This is a genomic window from Enterobacter cloacae complex sp. IR5403 (assembly GCF_049238705.1).
Classification (GTDB): Bacteria; Pseudomonadota; Gammaproteobacteria; order Enterobacterales; family Enterobacteriaceae; genus Enterobacter; species Enterobacter hormaechei_C.
Genome location: NZ_JBMKHP010000019.1, coordinates 45,042 through 67,972 on the forward strand (window position 1 = coordinate 45,042; position 22,931 = coordinate 67,972).

Annotated in this window: 19 protein-coding genes; 10 read left to right on the plus strand and 9 right to left on the minus strand. The window is 57.1% G+C overall.

Annotation, left to right across the window (positions count from 1 at the left end):
• Window positions 1–36: 36 nt before the first annotated feature.
• Complete coding sequence (locus tag ACOTW6_RS19755; RefSeq protein ID WP_015572763.1) at window positions 37–645, minus strand: glutathione S-transferase; 609 nt, start codon at window positions 643–645, stop codon at window positions 37–39.
• A gap of 436 nt (window positions 646–1,081) precedes the next feature.
• On the opposite strand from ACOTW6_RS19755, the gene ACOTW6_RS19760 reads away from it, so the two are divergent.
• The 4 genes from ACOTW6_RS19760 (at window position 1,082) to ACOTW6_RS19775 (ending at window position 5,247) form a co-directional block, all read left to right on the plus strand.
• Entirely contained in the window at window positions 1,082–2,989 is a 1,908-nt protein-coding gene (locus ACOTW6_RS19760; RefSeq protein ID WP_213789403.1) for a PTS mannitol transporter subunit IICBA, read from the plus strand.
• A gap of 101 nt (window positions 2,990–3,090) precedes the next feature.
• The gene (gene mtlD / locus ACOTW6_RS19765) at window positions 3,091–4,239 is read left to right on the plus strand and encodes a mannitol-1-phosphate 5-dehydrogenase (RefSeq protein WP_038416916.1); all 1,149 of its coding nucleotides are present in this window, start codon (window positions 3,091–3,093) and stop codon (window positions 4,237–4,239) included.
• Window positions 4,236–4,826 (plus strand): mannitol operon repressor MtlR, encoded by a 591-nt coding sequence (gene mtlR, locus ACOTW6_RS19770; protein ID WP_015572766.1) that lies wholly within the window; start codon window positions 4,236–4,238, stop codon window positions 4,824–4,826. The genes mtlD and mtlR overlap by 4 nt, the downstream gene beginning before the upstream one ends.
• Before the next feature lie 58 nt (window positions 4,827–4,884).
• Window positions 4,885–5,247, plus strand: a complete 363-nt coding sequence (locus tag ACOTW6_RS19775) for a YibL family ribosome-associated protein (protein ID WP_015572767.1) — start codon at window positions 4,885–4,887, stop codon at window positions 5,245–5,247.
• A 32-nt stretch (window positions 5,248–5,279) separates the two neighbouring features.
• Here ACOTW6_RS19775 and ACOTW6_RS19780 read toward each other — a convergent pair whose 3' ends face one another.
• Genes ACOTW6_RS19780 through ACOTW6_RS19800 form a run of 5 tightly spaced genes read right to left on the minus strand, consistent with a single transcriptional unit; the run spans window position 5,280 to window position 10,154 of the window.
• On the minus strand, window positions 5,280–6,374 hold the full coding sequence (locus ACOTW6_RS19780) for a fimbrial protein (protein WP_090281182.1): 1,095 nt from the start codon (window positions 6,372–6,374) through the stop codon (window positions 5,280–5,282).
• A gap of 9 nt (window positions 6,375–6,383) precedes the next feature.
• A complete protein-coding gene (locus ACOTW6_RS19785; RefSeq protein WP_421766278.1) occupies window positions 6,384–6,587 on the minus strand; it encodes a FimD/PapC C-terminal domain-containing protein in 204 nt (67 codons plus the stop codon).
• Window positions 6,521–8,863, minus strand: a complete 2,343-nt coding sequence (locus tag ACOTW6_RS19790; RefSeq protein WP_421766279.1) for a fimbria/pilus outer membrane usher protein — start codon at window positions 8,861–8,863, stop codon at window positions 6,521–6,523. Before ACOTW6_RS19790 ends, ACOTW6_RS19785 begins: the two co-directional genes overlap by 67 nt.
• Before the next feature lie 4 nt (window positions 8,864–8,867).
• A complete protein-coding gene (locus ACOTW6_RS19795; RefSeq protein WP_063134293.1) occupies window positions 8,868–9,542 on the minus strand; it encodes a fimbrial biogenesis chaperone in 675 nt (224 codons plus the stop codon).
• Window positions 9,543–9,572: 30 nt separating this feature from the next.
• The gene (locus tag ACOTW6_RS19800; protein ID WP_062933751.1) at window positions 9,573–10,154 is read right to left on the minus strand and encodes a fimbrial protein; all 582 of its coding nucleotides are present in this window, start codon (window positions 10,152–10,154) and stop codon (window positions 9,573–9,575) included.
• A 1,100-nt stretch (window positions 10,155–11,254) separates the two neighbouring features.
• Between ACOTW6_RS19800 and lldP the strand changes: the two genes are divergently transcribed.
• The 5 genes from lldP to trmL all read left to right on the plus strand — a co-directional run bounded on the left by lldP (window position 11,255) and on the right by trmL (window position 16,904).
• Window positions 11,255–12,910 carry an L-lactate permease gene (gene lldP / locus ACOTW6_RS19805; RefSeq protein WP_213789405.1) on the plus strand — a complete coding sequence of 552 codons (1,656 nt, stop codon included), beginning with the start codon at window positions 11,255–11,257 and terminating at the stop codon, window positions 12,908–12,910.
• Window positions 12,907–13,680, plus strand: a complete 774-nt coding sequence (gene lldR, locus ACOTW6_RS19810; protein WP_006808630.1) for a transcriptional regulator LldR — start codon at window positions 12,907–12,909, stop codon at window positions 13,678–13,680. Before lldP ends, lldR begins: the two co-directional genes overlap by 4 nt.
• Window positions 13,677–14,864 (plus strand): quinone-dependent L-lactate dehydrogenase, encoded by a 1,188-nt coding sequence (gene lldD, locus ACOTW6_RS19815; protein WP_006808631.1) that lies wholly within the window; start codon window positions 13,677–13,679, stop codon window positions 14,862–14,864. Before lldR ends, lldD begins: the two co-directional genes overlap by 4 nt.
• A 180-nt stretch (window positions 14,865–15,044) precedes the next feature.
• Window positions 15,045–16,385, plus strand: a complete 1,341-nt coding sequence (locus tag ACOTW6_RS19820; protein ID WP_213789406.1) for an MFS transporter — start codon at window positions 15,045–15,047, stop codon at window positions 16,383–16,385.
• Window positions 16,386–16,430: 45 nt separating this feature from the next.
• Complete coding sequence (gene trmL / locus ACOTW6_RS19825; protein WP_063134295.1) at window positions 16,431–16,904, plus strand: tRNA (uridine(34)/cytosine(34)/5-carboxymethylaminomethyluridine(34)-2'-O)-methyltransferase TrmL; 474 nt, start codon at window positions 16,431–16,433, stop codon at window positions 16,902–16,904.
• A gap of 38 nt (window positions 16,905–16,942) precedes the next feature.
• Here the strand turns inward: trmL and ilvC are convergent, their stop codons facing one another.
• Complete coding sequence (gene ilvC / locus ACOTW6_RS19830) at window positions 16,943–18,418, minus strand: ketol-acid reductoisomerase (RefSeq protein WP_006808634.1); 1,476 nt, start codon at window positions 18,416–18,418, stop codon at window positions 16,943–16,945.
• A 152-nt stretch (window positions 18,419–18,570) separates the two neighbouring features.
• Between ilvC and ilvY the strand changes: the two genes are divergently transcribed.
• Complete coding sequence (ilvY, locus tag ACOTW6_RS19835) at window positions 18,571–19,461, plus strand: HTH-type transcriptional activator IlvY (RefSeq protein WP_017382574.1); 891 nt, start codon at window positions 18,571–18,573, stop codon at window positions 19,459–19,461.
• A gap of 45 nt (window positions 19,462–19,506) precedes the next feature.
• Here ilvY and ilvA read toward each other — a convergent pair whose 3' ends face one another.
• Both ilvA and ilvD read right to left on the minus strand, forming a co-directional pair.
• Complete coding sequence (ilvA, locus tag ACOTW6_RS19840; protein WP_121479471.1) at window positions 19,507–21,051, minus strand: threonine ammonia-lyase, biosynthetic; 1,545 nt, start codon at window positions 21,049–21,051, stop codon at window positions 19,507–19,509.
• A 2-nt stretch (window positions 21,052–21,053) separates the two neighbouring features.
• Complete coding sequence (gene ilvD, locus ACOTW6_RS19845) at window positions 21,054–22,904, minus strand: dihydroxy-acid dehydratase (protein WP_121479411.1); 1,851 nt, start codon at window positions 22,902–22,904, stop codon at window positions 21,054–21,056.
• Window positions 22,905–22,931 lie beyond the last annotated feature (27 nt).

Below are 22,931 nucleotides of genomic sequence, written 5' to 3' on the forward strand. Positions count from 1 at the left end.
TGTACCGCCTCCCGCCAGGAAGTGTTATAACCCGCATCAAGCCTTTGGCGGTTCAGTCCGGGCAAAACTTTCGCGCTGGAAGAGCGTTTCCGCCAGTTTGACCAGCAGCGGACGATCCACGCACCAGCCCGGCGAGACGCGGCGGAAATTGAGGTAGCCAATGGCGCAGGCGATGGCGATCGTCGCCAGATTCAGGCTATCGCTCTGAATTTTCCCGTCGCGGATCAGCTGTTCGCACATATCCAGGCTGCGGCTGATTTTTTCGCGCTGGCGCAGCAGCTCATTTTCTGACTGCTGGGCGGCGGGTCTTGCCTGCTCGCGTACGGACGTTAATGCCGCATCCATAATGCCATCCGCCAGGGCTTCAATTTGCTTCATCGCCAGCGCTGCTTTTGGATCAGCCGGCAGCATGGCTGGCGCAACGCCAAGCAGTTCGATGTACTCCGCAATGATCGGGGAATCAAACCAGTAGTCGCCCTCGTCCGTTACCAGCGCCGGGACTTTCCCCAGCGGGTTGTACTGCGCAACGCCGTTCTCTGCGTTGTAGGGCTGTTCATTCACGAATTCAAATTCAATCCCTTTCTCCAGCAGGAGAATCGAAATCTTACGCACGAAAGGACTGGTATAACTGCCGATGAGTTTCATTGCTTATCCTTAATGCCCACAAAGAGGTCAGTATGGATCAAGCCGTGGAAAAAGGCAGGTGTGCGTATCGCATTCCTGCCGTGAGGGGATACGGAAGAAATCTGCATAAAAATATTTTGTGAATCAAATCACAATCTGGAAACAAACAGCCAACGTAACATTGTGATGCAAATCACAAAACGCCGCCCATTTTGGCGTAATTCTGAGCGATGTATTTTTTTTACACACTCATTATGTGATCGCGATCACTTCATTAATGTCCTCACCCCCTACATTCATGTGATTCAGATCACACAAAATTTCGCTGTCTGGACAGTTGAACGATTCAGTGCCAGATTTCACAGCATCAGAACAGGGCCCGGCTACCTCTGCCGCCGCACATTAACGATAAACCTCGGGCCACAAGCCTAAGCGTAAACATAAGAAGGGGTGTTTTATGTCATCCGATTTCAAGATCAAAGTGCAAAGCTTTGGTCGTTTCCTCAGCAACATGGTGATGCCAAATATCGGCGCGTTTATCGCGTGGGGTATTATCACCGCATTATTTATTCCGACAGGGTGGTTGCCTAACGAAACGCTGGCGAAACTTGTTGGCCCAATGATTACCTATCTCCTGCCGCTGCTCATCGGTTATACCGGTGGTCGTCTGGTGGGCGGTGACCGTGGTGGCGTCGTGGGTGCCATCACAACCATGGGTGTTATCGTCGGTGCGGATATGCCGATGTTCCTCGGTGCGATGATTGCCGGTCCTCTCGGCGGCTGGGCGATCAAGAAATTCGACGTCTGGGTTGATGGCAAGATCAAATCCGGCTTCGAAATGCTGGTGAACAACTTCTCTGCGGGCATCATCGGCATGATCCTCGCGATTCTGGCGTTCCTCGGCATTGGTCCGGCGGTTGAAGTGCTCTCCAAGCTGCTGGCGGCGGGCGTTAACTTCATGGTGGCGCACGACATGCTGCCGCTGGCGTCTATCTTCGTTGAACCGGCGAAAATCCTGTTCCTGAACAACGCCATCAACCACGGTATCTTCTCACCGCTGGGTATTCAGCAGTCACACGATCTCGGCAAGTCCATCTTCTTCCTGATTGAAGCGAACCCGGGTCCGGGTATGGGCGTTCTGCTGGCATACATGTTCTTTGGTCGCGGCAGCGCGAAACAGTCTGCTGGCGGCGCGGCGATCATTCACTTCCTGGGCGGTATTCACGAAATTTACTTCCCGTATGTGCTGATGAACCCACGTCTGATCCTGGCCGTTATCCTTGGCGGTATGACCGGCGTGTTCACCCTGAGCGTGCTGGGCGGTGGTCTGGTGTCTCCTGCTTCTCCAGGCTCTATCCTGGCGGTGCTGGCGATGACCCCGAAAGGCGCCTACTTCGCGAACATCGCGGCGATCTGTGCGGCCATGGCGGTCTCCTTCGTGGCCTCCGCTATCCTGCTGAAAACCAGCAAGGTGAAAGAAGACGACGATATCGAAGCGGCAACCCGTCGTATGCATGACATGAAAGCCGAATCCAAAAGCGCAACGCCGCTGGCGGCGGGTGATGTCTCTAACGACCTGAGCCACGTGCGTAAAATCATCGTGGCCTGTGATGCCGGTATGGGCTCCAGCGCAATGGGTGCGGGCGTACTGCGGAAGAAAGTGCAGGATGCGGGTCTGACCAACATCTCCGTTACCAACAGCGCGATTAACAGCCTGCCGCCGGACGTTGACCTGGTGATCACGCACCGCGATCTGACCGAACGCGCTATGCGTCAGGTACCGCAGGCGCAGCACATTTCCCTGACCAACTTCCTCGACAGCGGCCTGTACGCCAGCCTGACCGAACGCCTGGTGGCGGCGCAGCGCCATGAAGATAACGAAGTGAAAGTGCGCACCAGCCTGCAAGACAGCTTCGACGAGAGCAACGCGCATCTGTTCAAACTGGGCGCTGAAAACATCTTCCTTGGCCGCACGGCGACCAATAAAGAAGAGGCCATTCGCTTCGCTGGTGAGCAGCTGGTGAAAGGCGGCTACGTTCAGCCTGAGTACGTTGAGGCGATGCTGGAGCGCGAAAAGCTGACCCCAACCTACCTGGGTGAATCCATCGCGGTGCCACACGGTACGGTGGAAGCCAAAGACCGCGTACTGAAAACCGGCGTGGTGTTCTGTCAGTATCCTGATGGCGTGCGCTTCGGTGAAGAAGAGGACGACATCGCCCGTCTGGTGATTGGTATCGCCGCTCGCAACAACGAGCATATCCAGGTGATTACCAGCCTGACCAACGCGCTGGATGACGAAACGGTTATTGAGCGTCTGGCCAACACCACCAGCGTTGAAGAAGTTCTGGCATTGCTGAACAAGTAACAGCGCCTCTTCCCTCTCCCCCCGGGGAGAGGGCTAGGGTGAGGGGAAAACGTTCCTCACCCCAGCCCTCTCGGGTAAAAACATTGATGAAGGTTAACACTATGAAAGCATTACATTTTGGCGCAGGTAATATCGGTCGTGGCTTTATCGGTAAACTGCTGGCAGACGCAGGCATTACCCTGACATTCGCCGATGTGAATCAGGTGGTTCTGGATGCCCTGAATGCCCGTCATAGCTATCAGGTTCACGTGGTGGGTGAAAACGAACAGGTTGAAACGGTCTCTGGCGTCAACGCGGTAAGCAGCATTGGCGACGACGTGATTGACCTCATCGCGAGCGTTGATCTGGTCACCACCGCCGTGGGTCCGGTGGTGCTTGAGCGCATCGCCCCGGCGGTTGCGAAAGGCCTGGCGAAACGTAAAGCACAGGGCGTTGAAACACCGCTGAACATCATCGCCTGTGAAAACATGGTGCGCGGCACCACGCAACTGAAAGGCCACGTTCTTGCGGCCGTCGCCGACGAAGATAAAGCCTGGGTTGAAGCGCACGTCGGTTTTGTGGACTCCGCCGTGGATCGCATCGTTCCGCCGTCAGAATCCGCCACCAACGACCCGCTGGAAGTGACCGTGGAAACCTTCAGCGAGTGGATCGTGGATAAAACCCAGTTTAAGGGCGCGCTGCCGACCATTCCGGGAATGGAATTAACCGATAATCTGATGGCATTTGTCGAACGTAAACTCTTCACGCTGAACACCGGGCATGCTATAACCGCGTACCTCGGAAAATTGGCCGGTCATCAGACGATTCGTGACGCGATCCTCGATGAGAACATCCGTGCGGTGGTCAAAGGGGCAATGGAAGAGAGCGGCGCGGTGCTGATCAAACGCTACGGTTTTGATGCTGATAAACACGCAGCATACATCCAGAAAATCCTCGGTCGTTTTGAAAACCCGTATCTGAAAGATGACGTTGAGCGCGTGGGTCGTCAGCCGCTGCGTAAACTGAGCGCGGGCGACCGCCTGATTAAACCGCTGCTGGGCACGCTGGAATACGGCCTGCCGCACGCTAACCTGGTGAAGGGCATCGCTGCCGCCATGCACTACCGCAGCGAGCAGGACCCGCAGGCGATTGAGCTGGCTCAGCTGATTGATGACAAAGGCGCGCAGGCTGCGCTGGCGCAGATCTCCGGTCTGGATGCCAACAGTGACGTAGTTGCGGAGGCGGTCAGCGCATACAACGCAACCAAATGATGCAGAGTCCGGCGCAGGTTAGCCTGCGCCCGAATAACAGATTGTCAGATATGCAGGCAATAATGGAACAAACCCAGGCCTTTGAAAATCGTGTGCTTGAGCGTCTGAATGCTGGCAAAACCGTACGAAGTTTCCTGATTGCCGCCGTCGAGCTGTTAACCGAGGCGGTGAACATTCTGGTGCTTCAGGTGTTTCGCAAAGACGACTACGCGGTAAAGTATGCTGTAGAACCGTTACTGGACGGAGACGGACCGCTGGGCGATTTATCGGTACGGCTGAAGCTGATTTACGGTCTTGGCGTGCTGAACCGCCAGGAGTATGAAGACGCCGAGCTGTTAATGGCGCTGCGCGAAGAGCTCAATCATGACGGTAATGAGTACACCTTTACCGATGATGAGATACTGGGGCCCTTCGGCGAACTGCACTGCGTATCCGCGCTCCCTCCCGCACCTCAGTTTGATAACAGCGACCCTGAGCTGTACGCGATGCAAAAGCTGCGTTATCAACAGGTTGTGCGCTCCACCATGGTGCTTTCCCTGACTGAGCTGATTTCTAAAATCAGCTTAAAAAAAGCGTTTCAGAAGTAAGCCCGCACACATTGGTGTATCCTTCCCTGTAAATTCCCCGTTTTCAGAGTTATTTGTCATGAAAGAAGTCGAAAAGAACGAAATTAAACGCCTGAGCGACCGTCTGGATCTGATCCGCCATCAGATGGCTGGCCTCTCCCTGGTCGATTCCGCCGAGAAATATGCCGAGCTGGAAAAAGAGTCCGTGAAGCTGGAGGCGGAAATTGAGCGCCTGCGCGAAGTGAAAGGCCAGAAGCTGAGTAAAGAAGCGCAGAAGCTGATGAACATGCCGCATCGCCGCGCGATCACCAAAAAAGAGCAGGCCGACATGGGTAAGCTGAAGAAAAGCGTCCGTGGCCTGGTGGTGGTGCACCCGATGACTGAGCTTGGCCGCGAAATGGGCCTGAAAGAGATGACGGGTTTTTGTAAGACCGCGTTTTGATCGTCCTCCCCTGCCGCTGCGGCAGGGGAAACTCAGTTGTAAATCAGGTTAAACGTCGCCATCGCATCCGCTTTTCCCGCCGTCACGTTCTCTTCCGTCTGAATGTAATGCGCATCAAACCAGAAGGTTTGCGTCTGGTTATCCCCCACTTGCCCAAGCGCCGACACCTGCGGGGTGTTCCACGGTACCACCTGCCCCTGAACCGAACCGGTATTGTCACCGTAAAGCAGTTCGATCCCGACACCGCTGGCGCTATCCTCCTGCTTCGTCAACGCCAGCGCCCGATCGTTGCCCGGCGTGGTATCGCCAAAGAAACCCATCTTCACCGCCGTGTTATTTTCGCAGGTCACCGGAATGCTGAAGCGTCCGCCTCCGGCGCGGGAGCCGATGCCGTGAAATTCACGCTGGCTCACGCTCCCCATGGGAACAAGAATGCTGCGAGAGCCCACTGAACAGCTGGTACGCCTGACGGTGAAGCTGGCGAGATGGATCTGTACCGGTGTCGCCACGTTGGTGGCGCTGGCTTGATTTTCTCCCGCCTGCAATATCAGCGATCCGACGTTTTGCTCCTGGGAATTGGCGTTATCGTCAGGCATGGCGCTGGTCGTTGGAATTTTGTAAAACACCACCCAGAACTGCATTTTGTACGTTGAGGCGCTGGCAAAGGCGGGGTTTTGCGATGCGTCGCAAATGCGCCGGGACTCATTGCCATTCACCGGGCTGGTGCCGTCAATATAGCGTATCGCATCGGCGCCGCAGTACTGCTGTTCCCGGAATCCCAGCGCGTAGCCGATGCCGTCGATCTGAGTTTTGTAGACGTGACGTGACGCGCCGTCTTCACCAACCACGGTGCCGACGGGGTTATCCACGTCGACAAAGCCGATACTACGCCAGGCATCATTCCCGCCATCACAGCTGTAGAAATCCGCCCCGGTAGACTGTATCGGCGCTGAGATCGGCGTCCAGTCAGCCGTGCCGGGCGCATACCCAATGGCATAAGGCACCTGAACGACCCACTGATCGCGCGTGGTGCGGCAGGTTGAAGTCTGGGCATGGGCATGAAAACTCAGCATGCCAAAAAGCGAAAGAAGGCTCAGATAGAAAAACCAGTGAATTAAACGACGCATGATATTCCTCTAATGGCACTCAACGGACAGCGTGGCGATACCGGGGGCCATATGAGTTTTCCCCAGTCTGAAAGGTGTCTGGCATTGCTGCTGCTCTCCGTCCTGATACCAGGTGACGCGCAGGGTGCCGCGCTCTGGTACGCCGCTCAGGTAGGCCTGACCGCCGTCAGCGACCATGCTTCGGTTTGCAGAATGGCGGTTCTGCTCCACCACTTCAGCCTGCGCGCCAAACGGCAACGGTTCGCCGTGGTAGCGCGGGAAAACAGAACGCGATAACCAATGTGGGTTTTGTAATTGGCCAGTACCACCGCGCCGCTGGTGGGAATGAGCGTCAGACCGCTCTGCTCAACGTCGACGTTCTCACCCAGCGTCGCCGTATCAAGACTGACGGTATTTTTGCGATACGCCGAGAGCGTTGGCATGACCGCATAGCCGCGGCTGTCGGTATGGATCCCGTTGTAGCCCTCCGGCTCAACGTTCGCCGCACCGGGCACGCGCAGCAGGGCGACGGTATCGCCCAGCGGCTGGCTAAGCGTGACGCCATACTGCGTGGCGATAACGCCTCCGGCGAGTCCGAGGCTCGCGTTGCTACCGCTTCGGCTGTGGTCATAACCGAGGCTGACGTTGCCGTAGCCACCGTTGTATTGCAGCGCCAGGCTGGTACTGTCGGCTTGTCCCTCGCTGGCCTTACTCTGCTGAACGCTGTAATTCAGGTTGCGGTTCGCCAGCGCACTGCCGTTGAGTGACACCTGCTGCGTGGTCATCCCACGATTGTTGTGGTTGATGAAGTAACTGACCGAGCTGTCCGGTAAGCAGTGACCAAGCGGAACATTGACGTTAAACGACACGGTACGATCGGGATGCTGCTCAAGCGCTGAGTCGGTGTAGTCATACCCCGCGCCCCAGGTAATGCCCCGCCAGCTGGTGTACCAGCCAATGTGGATGGTTTTATCCTGCCCGGACGTATGCCAGTAATCCTGCATCCATGCCGAGACGCTGAGGCTGCCGAACTGACCCAGCGTCTGTGAAAAGGTGACCTGCGAGCGGCTACGGCGATTATTGAGTTGCAGTTGTTGGCTGTCAGACTGATTCAGTTCACTAAATTCATAGTAATTGCGCGAGGCATAGCGATAACTCGCCAGGTTGAAGGCGGTGCCGGTAGCGCTGAAATCTTTCTGGTACTGAATGCGCCACGCCTGCCCCATCGCGCTTTTGCCGTCGGGTAAACGGCTTTTTGCCAGCGTATCGTCAATGCCCAGCGAGCCAAATGCACCAAACCCTCTGCCTACGCCAATTGCACCGGCCTGATAGTTGCTCGCCGTACGAAAGCCGCCATACACCGTCATCCTGGAGAGCAGACCGTAGAAGAAAGCGCCTTCAACAAACTCAGGCGAACGCGCATCGCCGGAGCCGGAGTGAAATCGTCCGGCGTTGAGGCTGTATTTCAGGCTGCCCTGGCGTCGCATAAACGGCACCGCAGAATAGGGTTGGGTAAAGACGCGCGTTGAGCCGTCACTTTCCGTGATCGTAACCTGTAGATCGCCACTTTGTGCACCCGGGAACAGATCGTTAATGATAAATGGCCCGGCGGCCACCCAGGTTTCATAGATCACATAGCCATTTTGCGAAACGGAGACTTTAGCGAAGCTGTGTGCGACGCCGCGGATGGTTGGTGCGAAGCCGCGCTGGCTGTCGGGCAACATGCTTTCGCTTGATGAGAGCTGTACCCCGCGAAACGCCACGCTATCGAAGACGTCGCCTGCGGTCCAGGCATCGCCGATCCGTAGCTGGCTGTTAAGACGGCGAATATCCCGGCTCAGCCAGCTACTTTGCGACTGAAAATGGTCGCCGCCCGCGTCGCTGTGGCTCCAGGCCGAAGTATTGCGCAACCGCCACGCCCCCAGATTGATGCCGTTACGCAGGCTCAGATAGCTGGATGTCGTGACCCCGCTCTGATGACGGGCCTGACCGCCCGACAGACTGTAATCAGTAAATGCCGCCGAGATACCATCGTCCCACTGCGACTGCGGCACGTAGCCACGGCTGCGGTGTTTCATCGCCGCCTGCGGCAGGCTGAGAAAAAGACGCTGTTGATTGAAATCATAAGAGGTTCGCGCTGCCGGAATAAAATCCTCGAGGTGCGTGAACGTTTCTCCCTCCTGCAACCGGGAGAATGCAGGAATGGCCCCTACATTTACGCCAAGCGCTTCCAGCAGCGATACGCTAAAAACGGGTTGCAGGTTGCCTTTCTCATTGACGAAGGTGATCTCCTGATGTCGCTCCTCGCGTCCGTTAATCTCCAGCGTCACGAGCCAGGTGCCTGGCATTTGCCCGCCCTTTTCAGAGAAATAGTGCAGATCCGCCGTTTTCTGTTCGGTAGAGGAAAGCTCCAGCGCGGCGGGATCAAAGTAATCCTCGGCCATCCCCGCGCGGCTGAAGCTAAGCAGCAACACCGAAAGCGGCGCGTAACGAAACAGGCGAAAAGGCATGGTCTTAAAGAGGCTGGGTGTGGGTGGCGGTGATGGCACCAAAATCATTAATAGCCGACCAGCTTACGCCCCCGGAGGCGGACACAGGCCATTCACGGGTTTCCCCTGGACCGATCATGCCCGGCTGCTCAATTTTATGCCCGCCAACGGACAGCCGATAAAAAGAGACGTAGTATGGCGTCGGGTTGGCGGCCTTAAGCCCTTTTCCCGTCCGCGAAAACGTTATTTTCTGCCAGGCAGTGGCAGCGTCCCCTTTCAGATTGTCCGGGCGGTAGAAAATTTTAAATTTCGATTTAACGTTAACTTGTAATTCGTTGCTGCTCTCTTTTGGCTTTGGCGCAATCGCTTTAATATCGAGCCAGAATACAGATTCACGATCTGTAGGCAGCGGAGTGCCGGTATATTGAATACGCAGCGTGTTGGTCTGCTCCGGATCAAGTCTGAACAGAGGTGGCGTGACAATAAATGGCGCAGCGTTATTTTTACCCTGCCCATCGCCTTCAACCCACGACTGAATAAGATAGGGAACCGCACTTTCCATATTAGAAACAGAAAATGCCACCTCCTTGCTGTGTTGTGGGTATACGATCCGTGTTCCCCCCATTACAACGCCAGCGGAAACTGACGCAGAACTAACCATTAATGCAGTGAGCATAATATACGATAAACGTTTCATCATTATTATCTCTGGAGGTGGCTGACAGTGAAATCAGTTATAAACCATCAGGAAGTTAGAAACGGCGTTAACATCGCCGGCGTTGATTTCCGTGCCATCTTTGTCAAGCGCGGCATAGAAAGTTAATTCAGCATTGCCTTCAGCATCCGGTGCGGTTGTTTCAGATACCGTACCCGGTTTAATCGCCGTGCTGCGATCGCTGTTATATAGCTTCACGCCGACGCCCGTCGCCATACCCTCGCCTGGCGTAACCTGTAGCAGTGTGTCATTCACCGTATCTTTGGTTCCGTCAAACAGTACCGCAACCGATTCAACCGTCTTCGGGCAGTTTTCCACGTTGATTTTGAACTCGCGCGGCGTCGTTTCGTTGTGATCGTCAAAGTAGCTTTGTGCCCACGCCCCAAGGTCTACCGTTTTGTTTTTGGAGGCCGGAGTAATATCACAGGAAATAAGGGTAATCTTCCCGGTAAAATTGATCACCCCGCCCGTGCTTTGCGAACCCGCACCGGTATCCAGAGAAGCATTAACGCCAGAATCACTGCTTGCCAGTACCGATTGAGAAGATAACAGCAGCCCCGCCGCGGCAATCGCCAGCGCCACATTTTTGATTTTCATTTGGAACACTTTCCCCTCTGTAAATTAAACAGATATAGACTTGTTGTACCAGGTACAATAACCGCTATAAGGATTTAAAAACGCCACCGAAAGGGTTTTAGCAGAATGGGTGACGCGACCTTATAGAATAAAGCAGGGTCCATCCCATGGTGATAATCCGTATATTTTCAGAAGGCCATACACAGATATCCTTCAACTGAGGAATGACTTCTGGCCGAAAATAACACTGAATACGTTGTGGTTAGTAATAAATTTAAAATCTTCTGTTACGTTGCTTCTGAATAAATAGTAAATCAAATACCTTTTAACGTCTACGTATTGAAAAGCAATACGCCGCGTCTGTAAACATTCTGGAATTAACACTCAGCTAACAAATTTAACCCCTTTCGATTGCCCTGATAATTATTAATCTGCTTTTAATACCGAAACTAAATTACAAGTGAGCCAACTGATCATTGTTTGATCAATTTATTTCAGAATATTATTAGCCAAAAAATGTCACTTCAGCAAAAAATTCTTTTCCTTTATCCTGAAAAATCACGGTTAAACAGGATATTTCCTTATCGATCAGCAATTGATCTTTTGTAATACACTGTTAAAATCTATATGTGAAATTTACCTTAATTAAAATTTTTTGCTACAGCTTCGATTTCGCATTTTTAACCAAAAAAAATTTTTATTTATAGTAAATATATCACTCTGCTCACACATATATAGCTTTTCAAAAACACAAATAAAACAAACAAACCTCATTCGATTCACGCAATGTTATCACCTCCCCATTTTATTCAACCTCTTTTACGCGCCTTATCTGCTCAAAAGGCGAAGGTAATGCCCTCAACCTGACTATCGCTCCCTACGCACACAGTGAGTTGATTTTGCGGGTTTGGTCCTACCAATCATGCGTAAAGCTATCCATCGTTCACAGTTTCGATGCTTCACTTCACAAAATCATTGCCGAACAGCAACACTTGGTTAACCATTTATTGCCATTAACCCTACATCACAATATTGGAAGGACCACTTTTACACTAAGTGTGACGCTGAGATGAGCAGAGACTCACCCGACCGAACACCTGTGTGGTCCTCAGGAGACCTGCATGAGCCTCTGGCAACAAAACTACGATCCGGCCGGGAATATCTGGCTGTCGAGCCTGATCGCATCGCTACCGATCCTGTTCTTCTTCTTTGCGCTGATAAAGCTCAAGCTGAAGGGCTACCTTGCCGCAACGTACACCGTTGCCATCGCCCTGCTGGTGGCGCTGTTCTTCTACAAAATGCCGGTCGATCGCGCGCTGGCCTCCGTGGTGTATGGTTTCTTCTACGGCCTGTGGCCGATTGCGTGGATCATCATCGCCGCCGTCTTTGTCTACAAAATCTCGGTGAAAACCGGGCAGTTCGACATTATTCGCTCGTCGATTCTCTCTATTACGCCAGACCAGCGTTTACAGATGCTGATTGTCGGTTTCTCCTTCGGGGCGTTCCTTGAAGGGGCGGCAGGATTTGGCGCGCCGGTGGCGATCACCGCCGCCCTGCTGGTCGGGCTGGGCTTTAACCCGCTGTATGCCGCTGGCCTGTGCCTGATTGTGAACACCGCCCCGGTGGCGTTCGGCGCGATGGGTATTCCTATTCTGGTGGCGGGCCAGGTGACCGGGCTGGATAGCTTCGAGATCGGCCAGATGGTGGGCCGCCAGCTGCCGTTCCTGACCATTATTGTGCTGTTCTGGATCATGGCGATTATGGACGGCTGGCGCGGCGTGAAGGAGACCTGGCCTGCGGTGATGGTCGCGGGCGGTTCGTTCGCCATTGCCCAGTATCTCAGCTCCAACTTCCTCGGCCCGGAACTGCCGGACATCATCTCTTCCCTGGTGTCGCTGGTCTGTCTGACGCTGTTCCTGAAACGCTGGCAGCCGGTACGTATCTTCCGCTTTGCTGACATGGGCGCATCGCACGTGGATCAGACGCTGGCGCGCACCGGCTATACCGCCGGACAGATTGTGCGCGCGTGGTCACCGTTCCTGTTCCTGACCGCCACCGTGACGCTGTGGAGCATTCCGCCGTTTAAAGCCCTGTTCGCCCCGGGCGGCTCGCTGTACGACATGGTGATTAATATCTCCGTGCCGTTCCTCGACAAAATGGTCGCCCGTATGCCGCCGGTGGTGCACGACGCCACGCCATATGCGGCAGTGTTTAAGTTCGACTGGTTCTCCGCCACCGGCACGGCCATCCTGTTTGCCGCTATCCTTTCCGTAGTGTGGCTGCGCATGAAGCCTGCCGCCGCGGTGCAGACCTTTGCGGCGACGATTAAAGAGCTGATGCTGCCGATTTACTCCATCGGCATGGTGCTGGCGTTCGCGTTTATTTCGAACTACTCCGGCCTGTCGTCGACGCTGGCGTTAGCGCTGGCGCATACCGGCCACGCGTTTACCTTCTTCTCGCCGTTCCTCGGCTGGCTGGGGGTGTTCCTGACCGGTTCAGATACGTCATCTAACGCCCTGTTTGCCGCCCTACAGGCCACGGCCGCGCAGCAGATTGGCGTGTCGGACGTGCTGCTGGTCGCCGCGAACACCACCGGCGGCGTGACCGGGAAGATGATCTCGCCGCAGTCCATCGCCATTGCCTGTGCCGCGGTGGGGCTGGTAGGCAAAGAGTCGGATCTGTTCCGCTTTACCGTGAAACACAGCCTGATATTTACCTGCATGGTGGGCGTGATCACCACATTGCAGGCCTATGTCTTAACCTGGATGATTCCATGATAGTGATGCCCAGACGCCTGTCCGACGAGATTGCCACTCGCGTACGGGCGCTGATAGAAGAACAACAGCTGGAAGCGGGCATGAGATTGCCCGCCGAGCGTCAGCTTGCCGCTCAGCTTGGCGTGTCGCGCAATTCACTGCGCGAAGCGCTGGCGACGCTGGTCAGCGAAGGGGTGCTGCTGAGCCGTCGCGGCGGCGGCACCTTCGTGCGCTGGCAGCATGACGACTGGTCCGAACAAAACATCGTGCAGCCGCTGAAGACGCTGATGGAAAACGACCCGGACTACAGCTTCGACATCCTCGAAGCGCGTCACGCCATCGAAACCAGCACCGCGTGGCACGCGGCGATGCGGGCAACCGACGCCGACAAAGAGAAGCTCAAAGCCTGTTTTGAAGCCACGCAAAGCAGCGACCCGGACATCGCCTCCCAGGCGGACGTGCGGTTCCATCTGGCGATTGCCGAGGCCTCGCACAACGTGGTCCTGCTGCAAACCATGCGCGGGTTCTTCGACCTGCTGCAATCCTCCGTGAAGCAGAGCCGCCAGCGCATGTATCTGGTGCCGCCGGTGTTTGCCCAGCTGACCGAACAGCACGAGGCGGTGCTCAACGCCATTCTGGCCGGTGATGCCGAGGCCGCGCGCAAGGCGATGATGGCGCATCTCGGCTTCGTGCATACCACCATTAAACGATTCGATGAAGATCAGGCCCGACAGGCGCGTATTACCCGTCTGCCTGGCGAGAGTGATATTTCCAGGGAGAACAAAGCATGATTATTTCAGCAGCCAGTGATTATCGCGCCGCGGCACAGCGCATTTTGCCCCCGTTCCTGTTCCACTACATTGACGGCGGGGCGTATGCCGAATACACCCTGCGCCGCAACGTGGAAGACCTGTCGGAGGTGGCCCTGCGCCAGCGCGTGCTGAAGAATATGTCTGACCTGAGCCTTGAGACGAAGCTGTTTAACGAGACGCTCTCCATGCCGGTAGCGCTCGCACCTGTCGGCTTATGCGGCATGTATGCCCGCCGGGGCGAAGTGCAGGCCGCCGCCGCCGCAGATGCCAAAGGCATTCCGTTTACCCTTTCCACCGTGTCCGTCTGCCCGATTGAAGAAGTCGCCCCGACCATCAAGCGCCCGATGTGGTTCCAGCTGTACGTCCTGCGCGATCGCGGTTTTATGCGCAACGCGCTGGAGCGCGCCAAAGCGGCGGGCTGCTCAACGCTGGTCTTTACCGTCGACATGCCCACGCCGGGTGCGCGCTACCGTGATGCCCACTCCGGCATGAGCGGCCCTAACGCCGCCCTGCGCCGTTACTGGCAGGCGGTGACGCATCCGCAGTGGGCGTGGGATGTCGGGCTGAACGGCCGTCCGCACGATCTGGGTAATATTTCGGCCTACCTCGGTAAACCGACCGGTCTGGAAGATTACATCGGCTGGCTGGCGAACAATTTCGATCCGTCGATCTCATGGAAGGACCTGGAGTGGATCCGCGAATTCTGGGACGGACCGATGGTGATCAAAGGGATCCTCGACCCGGAAGATGCCCGCGACGCGGTGCGTTTTGGCGCCGATGGGATCGTGGTCTCTAACCATGGTGGCCGCCAGCTTGACGGGGTGCTCTCCTCCGCACGCGCCCTGCCGGCTATTGCCGATGCGGTGAAAGGCGATATTGCGATCCTGGCCGACAGCGGCATCCGCAACGGGCTGGACGTGGTGCGCATGATTGCGCTGGGCGCGGACAGCGTGCTGCTGGGCCGTGCGTATCTGTACGCGCTGGCCACCAGCGGCCAGGCGGGCGTGGCGAATCTGCTCAACCTGATCGAGAAAGAGATGAAGGTGGCGATGACCCTGACCGGGGCGAAGTCGATCAGCGAGATCAGCAAAGACTCGCTGGTGCAGGAGCTCAGTAAGCTGCCTGCGGCGCTGGCCCCCCTTTCTCAGGGAAACGCGGCCTGATCTCCCCCGGTTAGCCTCCCTTCTCCCGCGCCCGACTTCCCCCTCGGGCGCTTTTTTTTGTCGAAAATAACACCTGCGTAACATTCTGGATAAGAAAATTTGACACACCCCGCCCCGCCGCAATTGTATAGACAAGCAAATACAAGAACACAAAAACAACATCACATCGGAGGGGAACGTATGACGTATTCAGGTCGGGTGGATATTCAGCAGGTGATCGATGAAAGTCCTTTTTCAGGGTTTCACTGGCTTCTTATTGTGCTGGGCTTTCTGGTGCTGGCGATCGATGGGTTTGATACCGCAGCGATGGGTTACATTGCGCCTACGCTGTCGACGGAGTGGGGAATACATAAACAGGATCTGGGGCCGGTGCTGAGTGCGGCGCTGCTGGGGCTGTCGCTGGGTGCCCTGATTGCAGGTCCGGTATCGGACCGGATGGGACGCAAGCGCGTACTGGTCTTTTCATGCCTGTTCTTCGGCCTAGCGAGCCTGGGCACGGCCTGGGCGCAAAGTCTGAATACCCTGACGCTATGGCGATTTATGACCGGTCTCGGGCTGGGTGCCGCGATGCCTAACGCCATCACGCTGATCTCAGAGTTTGCCCCCCAGCGCTGCCGCGCCATGGCAATTAACACCATGTACTGCGGCTTTCCGCTGGGTGCGGCGGGCGGCGGGGCGATCTCGTCCTGGCTTATCCCTCACCATGGCTGGCGAAGCGTGCTGCTGACCGGCGCGATTGCGCCGCTGATTTTAACGGTGCTGCTGGCGCTGCTGTTGCCGGAGTCGGTGAAGTTTCTGGTGCAGCGCGGGAAAGACGTCGCCCAGGTTCGCCGCATCGCCAGCCGGTTCGCCCGCAGCACGCTGGATAGCGTCACGGGCTTTTTCCTCGCGGAGGAGAAAGTCGCGTCGAAAAAAGGCAGCGTGTCGCAGCTGTTTTCCATGCCCTGGCTGCCCGGCACCCTGATGCTGTGGGTCACCTATTTTATGGGGCTGGTGATTTATTACGTCCTGCTGAGCTGGATGCCAACGCTGATGCAGGGGATGGGATATGCGCTGGCGGAATCCGCCTGGCTTACCTCGCTGTTCACCTTCGGCGGCACCGCTGGCATTTTGCTCGCGGGCTGGATGATGGACCGCTGGGAAGCGCACAAGGTGGTCGCGTGTGGTTTCGTGCTGACGATGGGCCTGATTCTTTTACTCGGCATTGAGCATAACCATATCGCCCTGTTTGGCGGGTTAATTTTCCTGATGGGGATCGCGATGAACGGCGCGCAGTCGGGCATGCAGACCCTGGCCGCCACCTTTTACCCTACCGAGTGCCGAGCGACGGGTATCGCCTGGATGCAGGGGATCGGCCGCTTCGGCGGCGTGGCGGGCACCATGACCAGCGCCCAGCTTCTTTCCATGCAGTGGCAGGCGGACAGTATTTTAATGATCCTCAGCGTACCTGCTCTCGTGGCTGCGGCGGCAACCGTCTACAAAATGCTGTATAGCCGCGCGCAGGAGCCGGGCGTCGCCTAGTCCCTCTCTTTTCTGCTATTCTGCCCCCGCAATTAAGGGGGCAGCATGCTTAACATCGTCTTATTCGAACCAGAAATTCCGCCGAACACCGGCAATATTATCCGCCTGTGCGCCAACACCGGTTTTCGTCTGCACATTATTGAGCCGATGGGCTTTACGTGGGACGACAAACGTCTGCGCCGCGCGGGGCTGGACTACCATGAGTTTACCGCCGTCGTTCGTCATCACGATTACGCCGCGTTTCTGGGATCCGAAAATCCACAGCGCATGTTCGCCCTGACCACCAAAGGTACGCCAGCGCACAGCGCCGTAAGCTATCAGGACGGGGATTATCTGATGTTTGGTCCGGAAACCCGCGGCCTGCCGGCCACCATTCTGGATGCCCTGCCCGCTGAGCAGAAAATTCGTATTCCGATGATGCCGGACAGCCGCAGCATGAACCTGTCGAATGCGGTGTCGGTGGTGGTGTATGAGGCGTGGCGCCAGCTGGGTTATCCCGGCGCGATATTGCGTAGCTAAAACAGTTCGGGTGGCTTACGCCACCCGATTCGTCGTGTTTAGCCTGCTACCGCGATACGTTTCATATCGGTCATGTAGCCGCGCAGTTTCTGGCCCACTTTCTCGATTTCGTGGCTGCGAATCGCTTCGTTGACGTCACGCAGCTGCGCGTTATCAACCGCACCTTCCGCAATCGCCTGGCCCAGATCGCCCGCTTGCAGGGTGGTCATGAACTCTTTCAGCAGCGGTACGCAGGCGTAAGAGAACAGGTAGTTACCGTACTCGGCGGTATCGGAGATCACCACGTTCATCTCATACAGACGCTTACGGGCGATGGTGTTCGCGATCAGCGGCAGCTCGTGCAGCGATTCATAGTACGCAGATTCTTCAATGATGCCCGAATCCACCATGGTTTCGAACGCCAGCTCAACGCCCGCTTTCACCATCGCGATCATCAGGACGCCTTTATCGAAGTACTCCTGCTCGGTGATCTTGCCGTCATACTGTGGTGCGGTTTCGAACGCGGTTTTACCGGTCTCTTCGCGCCAGGTCAGCAGTTTCTTATCGTCATTCGCCCAGTCCGCCATCATGCCGGAAGAGAACTCGCCGGAGATGATGTCGTCCATATGTTTCTGGAACAGCGGCGCCATGATGGTTTTCAGCTGTTCAGAGAGTGCGAACGCGCGCAGTTTTGCCGGGTTGGACAGACGGTCCATCATCAGCGTAATGCCGCCCTGCTTCAGCGCTTCGGTGATGGTTTCCCAGCCGAACTGAATCAGTTTTTCCGCGTATGCCGGGTCGGTGCCTTCTTCCACCAGCTTGTCGAAGCACAGCAGAGAGCCAGCCTGGAGCATGCCGCACAGGATGGTCTGCTCGCCCATCAGGTCAGATTTCACTTCCGCAACGAAGGAAGATTCCAGCACGCCCGCACGATGACCGCCGGTGGCCGCTGCCCAGGCTTTGGCAATCGCCATGCCTTCGCCTTTCGGATCGTTTTCCGGGTGAACGGCGATCAGCGTCGGTACGCCGAAGCCACGTTTGTACTCTTCGCGCACTTCGGTGCCCGGACACTTCGGTGCCACCATCACTACGGTGATGTCTTTACGGATCTGCTCGCCCACTTCAACGATGTTGAAGCCGTGAGAGTAACCCAGCGCGGCGCCGTCTTTCATCAGCGGCTGTACGGAACGCACAACGTCAGAGTGCTGCTTGTCTGGCGTCAGGTTAACCACCAGATCCGCCTGCGGGATCAGCTCTTCGTAGGTGCCCACTTTGAAGCCGTTTTCGGTCGCTTTACGCCAGGAAGCGCGCTTTTCAGCAATCGCTTCTTTGCGCAGGGCGTAGGAGATATCCAGCCCGGAGTCACGCATGTTCAGGCCCTGGTTCAGACCCTGTGCGCCACAGCCGACAATGACCACTTTTTTACCCTGAAGGTAGCTCGCGCCATCAGCAAATTCATCGCGCGCCATGAAGCGGCATTTGCCCAGCTGCGCCAGCTGCTGGCGCAAGTTCAGTGTATTAAAGTAGTTAGCCATGGGTGATACCTCGTGATGTTGTGTGTCTTATTGTTCGGTTCGCGTTTCAGCGAGAATGTACCCACATTACAACAGGAAATTTATTGCGGAAATTGATATATTCACAACGTCACATTGCAATTTTTGCAATGTAAAAAGAGGGAGTGGAATCGGTGGATTTACGCGATCTGAAAATGTTCCTGCACCTGGCGGAAAGCCGTCACTTTGGCCGCAGCGCCCGGGCGATGCACGTCAGCCCCTCCACGCTGTCGCGCCAGATCCAGCGCCTTGAGGAAGACCTCGGCCAGCCGCTGTTCGTGCGCGATAACCGCACCGTCACCCTCACGGAAGCCGGTGAAGAGCTGCGCATCTTTGCTCAACAGACGTTATTACAGTATCAGCAGCTGCGGCACACCATCGACCAGCAGGGGCCGTCGCTTTCCGGCGAGCTGCATATTTTCTGCTCCGTGACCGCTGCCTACAGCCATCTTCCCCCCATTCTCGACCGCTTCCGCGCGGAACATCCGTCGGTTGAAATTAAGCTCACCACCGGCGATGCCGCCGACGCGATGGAAAAAGTGGTAACGGGCGAAGCGGATCTGGCGATTGCCGGAAAACCGGAAACGCTGCCGGGGGCGGTGGCGTTCTCGATGCTGGAGAATCTGGCGGTAGTGTTGATTGCCCCGGCGCTGCCCTGCCCGGTGCGCAACCAGGTCTCGGTGGAGAAACCGGACTGGTCCACGGTGCCGTTTATCATGGCCGATCAGGGGCCGGTGCGCCGCCGCATTGAGCTGTGGTTCCGCCGCCAGAAGATCAGCAACCCGTCGATTTACGCCACGGTCGGCGGCCATGAGGCGATGGTGTCGATGGTGGCGCTCGGCTGCGGCGTGGCGCTGCTGCCGGAAGTGGTGCTGGAAAACAGCCCGGAGCCGGTGCGCAATCGCGTGATGATTTTAGAACGCAGCGACGAGAAAACGCCGTTCGAGCTAGGCGTGTGCGCACAAAAAAAGCGGCTGCATGAGCCGCTTATTGATGCGTTCTGGAAGATATTGCCGAACCACTAAAGCCGGGTGGCGCTGCGCTTACCCGGCCTACACGCAGTTCAACCCTTAGCCCGCCAGGAAGAAACGGAACGCCGGGTTGTGGGTTTCATCATGGCACTCATAGCCCAGCTCGTTCAGGCGCGTTTCGAAATCCGGTTCGTGCTCGCCCAGCTCGAACGCCGCCAGCACGCGGCCATAGTCGGTGCCGTGGCTGCGGTAGTGGAACAGAGAGATGTTCCAGTGCGTGCCCAACGTGTGCAAAAACTTGAGCAGCGCGCCCGGCGATTCCGGGAACTCGAAGCTGAACAGGCGTTCCTGGAGCGGCTTGGATGGACGGCCGCCGACCATGTAACGCACGTGCAGCTTCGCCATCTCGTCGTCGGAGAGATCGACCACGCTGTAGCCGCCGTCATGCAGCAGGCTGAGGATTTCTTTGCGCTCCTCCACGCCACGGCTCAGACGCACGCCGACAAAAATGCAGGCATCTTTGGCATCGGCAAAGCGGTAGTTGAACTCCGTTACCGAACGGCCGCCCAGCAGCTGGCAGAACTTCAGGAAGCTGCCCTTCTCTTCCGGAATGGTCACCGCCAGCAGCGCTTCACGCTGCTCACCCAGCTCACAGCGCTCGGAAACGTAGCGCAGACCGTGGAAGTTCACGTTGGCGCCGGAAAGCACGTGCGCCAGACGCTCGCCGCGAATATTGTGCTGGGCGATGTATTTTTTCATCCCCGCCAGCGCCAGCGCGCCGGACGGTTCCGCCACCGCACGCACATCCTCGAAGAGATCTTTCATCGCCGCGCAGATAGCGTCGCTGTCGACGGTGACGATATCGTCGAGATACTCCTGGCACAGACGGAACGTTTCGTCGCCAATGCGCTTCACCGCCACACCCTCGGCGAACAGCCCGACGCGCGGCAGATCGACCGGATGTCCGGCGCCCAGCGCCGCCTTCAGGCAGGCAGAGTCTTCCGCTTCAACCGCAATCACTTTGATCTGCGGCATCAGCTGTTTGATCAGCACCGCCACACCTGCGGCTAAGCCGCCGCCGCCCACCGGGACGAAAACGCGGTCGAGATGGGCGTCCTGCTGCAACAGTTCCAGCGCCAGCGTACCCTGCCCGGCAATCACCATCGGGTGGTCGAACGGCGGCACCCAGGTGAAGCCCTGCTGCTGCGCCAGCTCAATCGCTTTGGCTTTCGCTTCGTCAAAATTGGCCCCGTGGAGCAGCACTTCGCCGCCAAACCCGCGCACCGCGTCAACCTTGATATCTGCGGTGGCAACCGGCATCACGATCAGCGCCTTCAGCCCCAGACGCGCCGAGGAGAACGCCACGCCCTGCGCGTGATTGCCCGCCGAGGCGGTAATCACCCCGCGCGCTTTTTGCTCGTCCGTCAGCCCGGCCATCATCGCGTAGGCGCCGCGCAGCTTAAAGCTGTGCACCGGCTGCCTGTCTTCACGCTTCACCAGAATGACGTTGTCGAGACGCGAAGAGAGTTTGTCCATTTTTTGCAGGGGCGTGACCTGCACCGCTTCATAGACCGGCGCGCGTAGCACCGCTCTCAGGTATTCCGCCCCCTCCGGGGCGGCGGATAAGGGTTGTGACTCGGCCATCATTAGCCCCCAAGTTTAGATTTATCGCGCACCGCGCCTTTATCTGCACTGGTGGCAAGGCTCGCGTAAGCGCGCAGGGCGAAGGAGACTTCACGCTGACGATCTTTCGGCGTCCAGGCTTTGTCGCCGCGGGCTTCCTGCGCCTCACGACGGGCCGCAATCTCCTGGTCACTCAGCTTCAGCTGAATGCCGCGGTTCGGAATGTCGATTTCAATCAGGTCGCCATCTTCGATAATCGCGATGTTGCCGCCGCTTGCCGCTTCCGGGGAGACGTGGCCGATGGAGAGACCAGACGTGCCGCCGGAGAAACGACCATCGGTGATCAGCGCGCAGGCTTTGCCGAGGCCCATCGATTTCAGGAAGGTGGTCGGGTAGAGCATCTCCTGCATGCCGGGACCGCCTTTCGGCCCTTCGTAGCGAATGACCACCACGTCGCCTTCCACCACTTTGCCGCCGAGGATGGCGTCTACCGCTTCGTCCTGGCTTTCATACACTTTTGCCGGACCGGTGAATTTGAGGATGCTGTCGTCCACGCCTGCGGTTTTCACAATGCAGCCATTTTCCGCGAAGTTACCGTACAGCACGGCCAGACCGCCGTCTTTGCTGTAGGCATGTTCCAGCGAGCGAATGCAGCCTTCGGCGCGATCGTCATCCAGCGAGTCCCAGCGGCAATCCTGCGAGAACGCCTGGGTGGTACGGATGCCCGCCGGACCGGCGCGATACATGTTTTTCACCGCGTCGTCTTTGGTCAGCATCACGTCGTACTGCTCCAGCGACTCCGGCAGCGTCAGGCCGAGCACGTTTTTCACGTCGCGGTTCAGCAGCCCGGCGCGATCCAGCTCGCCGAGAATACCAATCACGCCACCCGCACGGTGGACGTCTTCCATGTGGTACTTCTGGGTACTCGGCGCGACTTTACACAGCTGCGGCACTTTACGGGAGAGCTTGTCGATGTCGCTCATGGTGAAGTCGATTTCGGCTTCCTGCGCGGCGGCCAACAGGTGCAGAACGGTGTTGGTGGAGCCGCCCATGGCGATATCCAGCGTCATGGCGTTTTCGAACGCCGCTTTGCTGGCGATGTTGCGCGGCAGCGCGCTGGCGTCGTCCTGCTCGTAGTAGCGTTTGGTCAGCTCAACGATGCGCTTGCCCGCGTTAAGGAACAGTTGTTTACGGTCGGCGTGGGTCGCCAGCAGCGAGCCGTTGCCCGGCTGAGAAAGGCCCAGCGCTTCGGTCAGGCAGTTCATGGAGTTGGCGGTGAACATCCCGGAACAGGAGCCGCAGGTCGGGCACGCGGAACGTTCCACCTGGTCGCTCTGCTCGTCAGAGACTTTCGGGTCCGCGCCCTGGATCATCGCATCGACCAGGTCGAGCTTGATGATTTTGTCGGAGAGCTTGGTTTTCCCCGCTTCCATTGGGCCACCGGAGACGAAGATCACCGGAATGTTCAGGCGCAGGGAGGCCATCAGCATCCCCGGGGTGATTTTGTCGCAGTTGGAGATACAGACCATCGCATCAGCGCAGTGGGCGTTAACCATGTACTCCACCGAGTCGGCGATCAGCTCGCGCGACGGCAGTGAATAGAGCATCCCCCCGTGGCCCATTGCGATACCGTCATCCACCGCAATGGTGTTGAACTCTTTCGCCACGCCGCCGGAGGCTTCGATTTGCTCGGCAACCAGCTTACCGAGATCGCGCAGGTGCACGTGGCCCGGCACAAACTGGGTGAAGGAGTTCACCACGGCGATAATTGGCTTGCCGAAATCGGCGTCGGTCATTCCGGTGGCGCGCCACAGTGCGCGGGCACCCGCCATATTACGGCCGTGGGTGGTGGTGGCTGAACGATACTTAGGCATGCTTTATTTACTCCCGTCTGACTATTT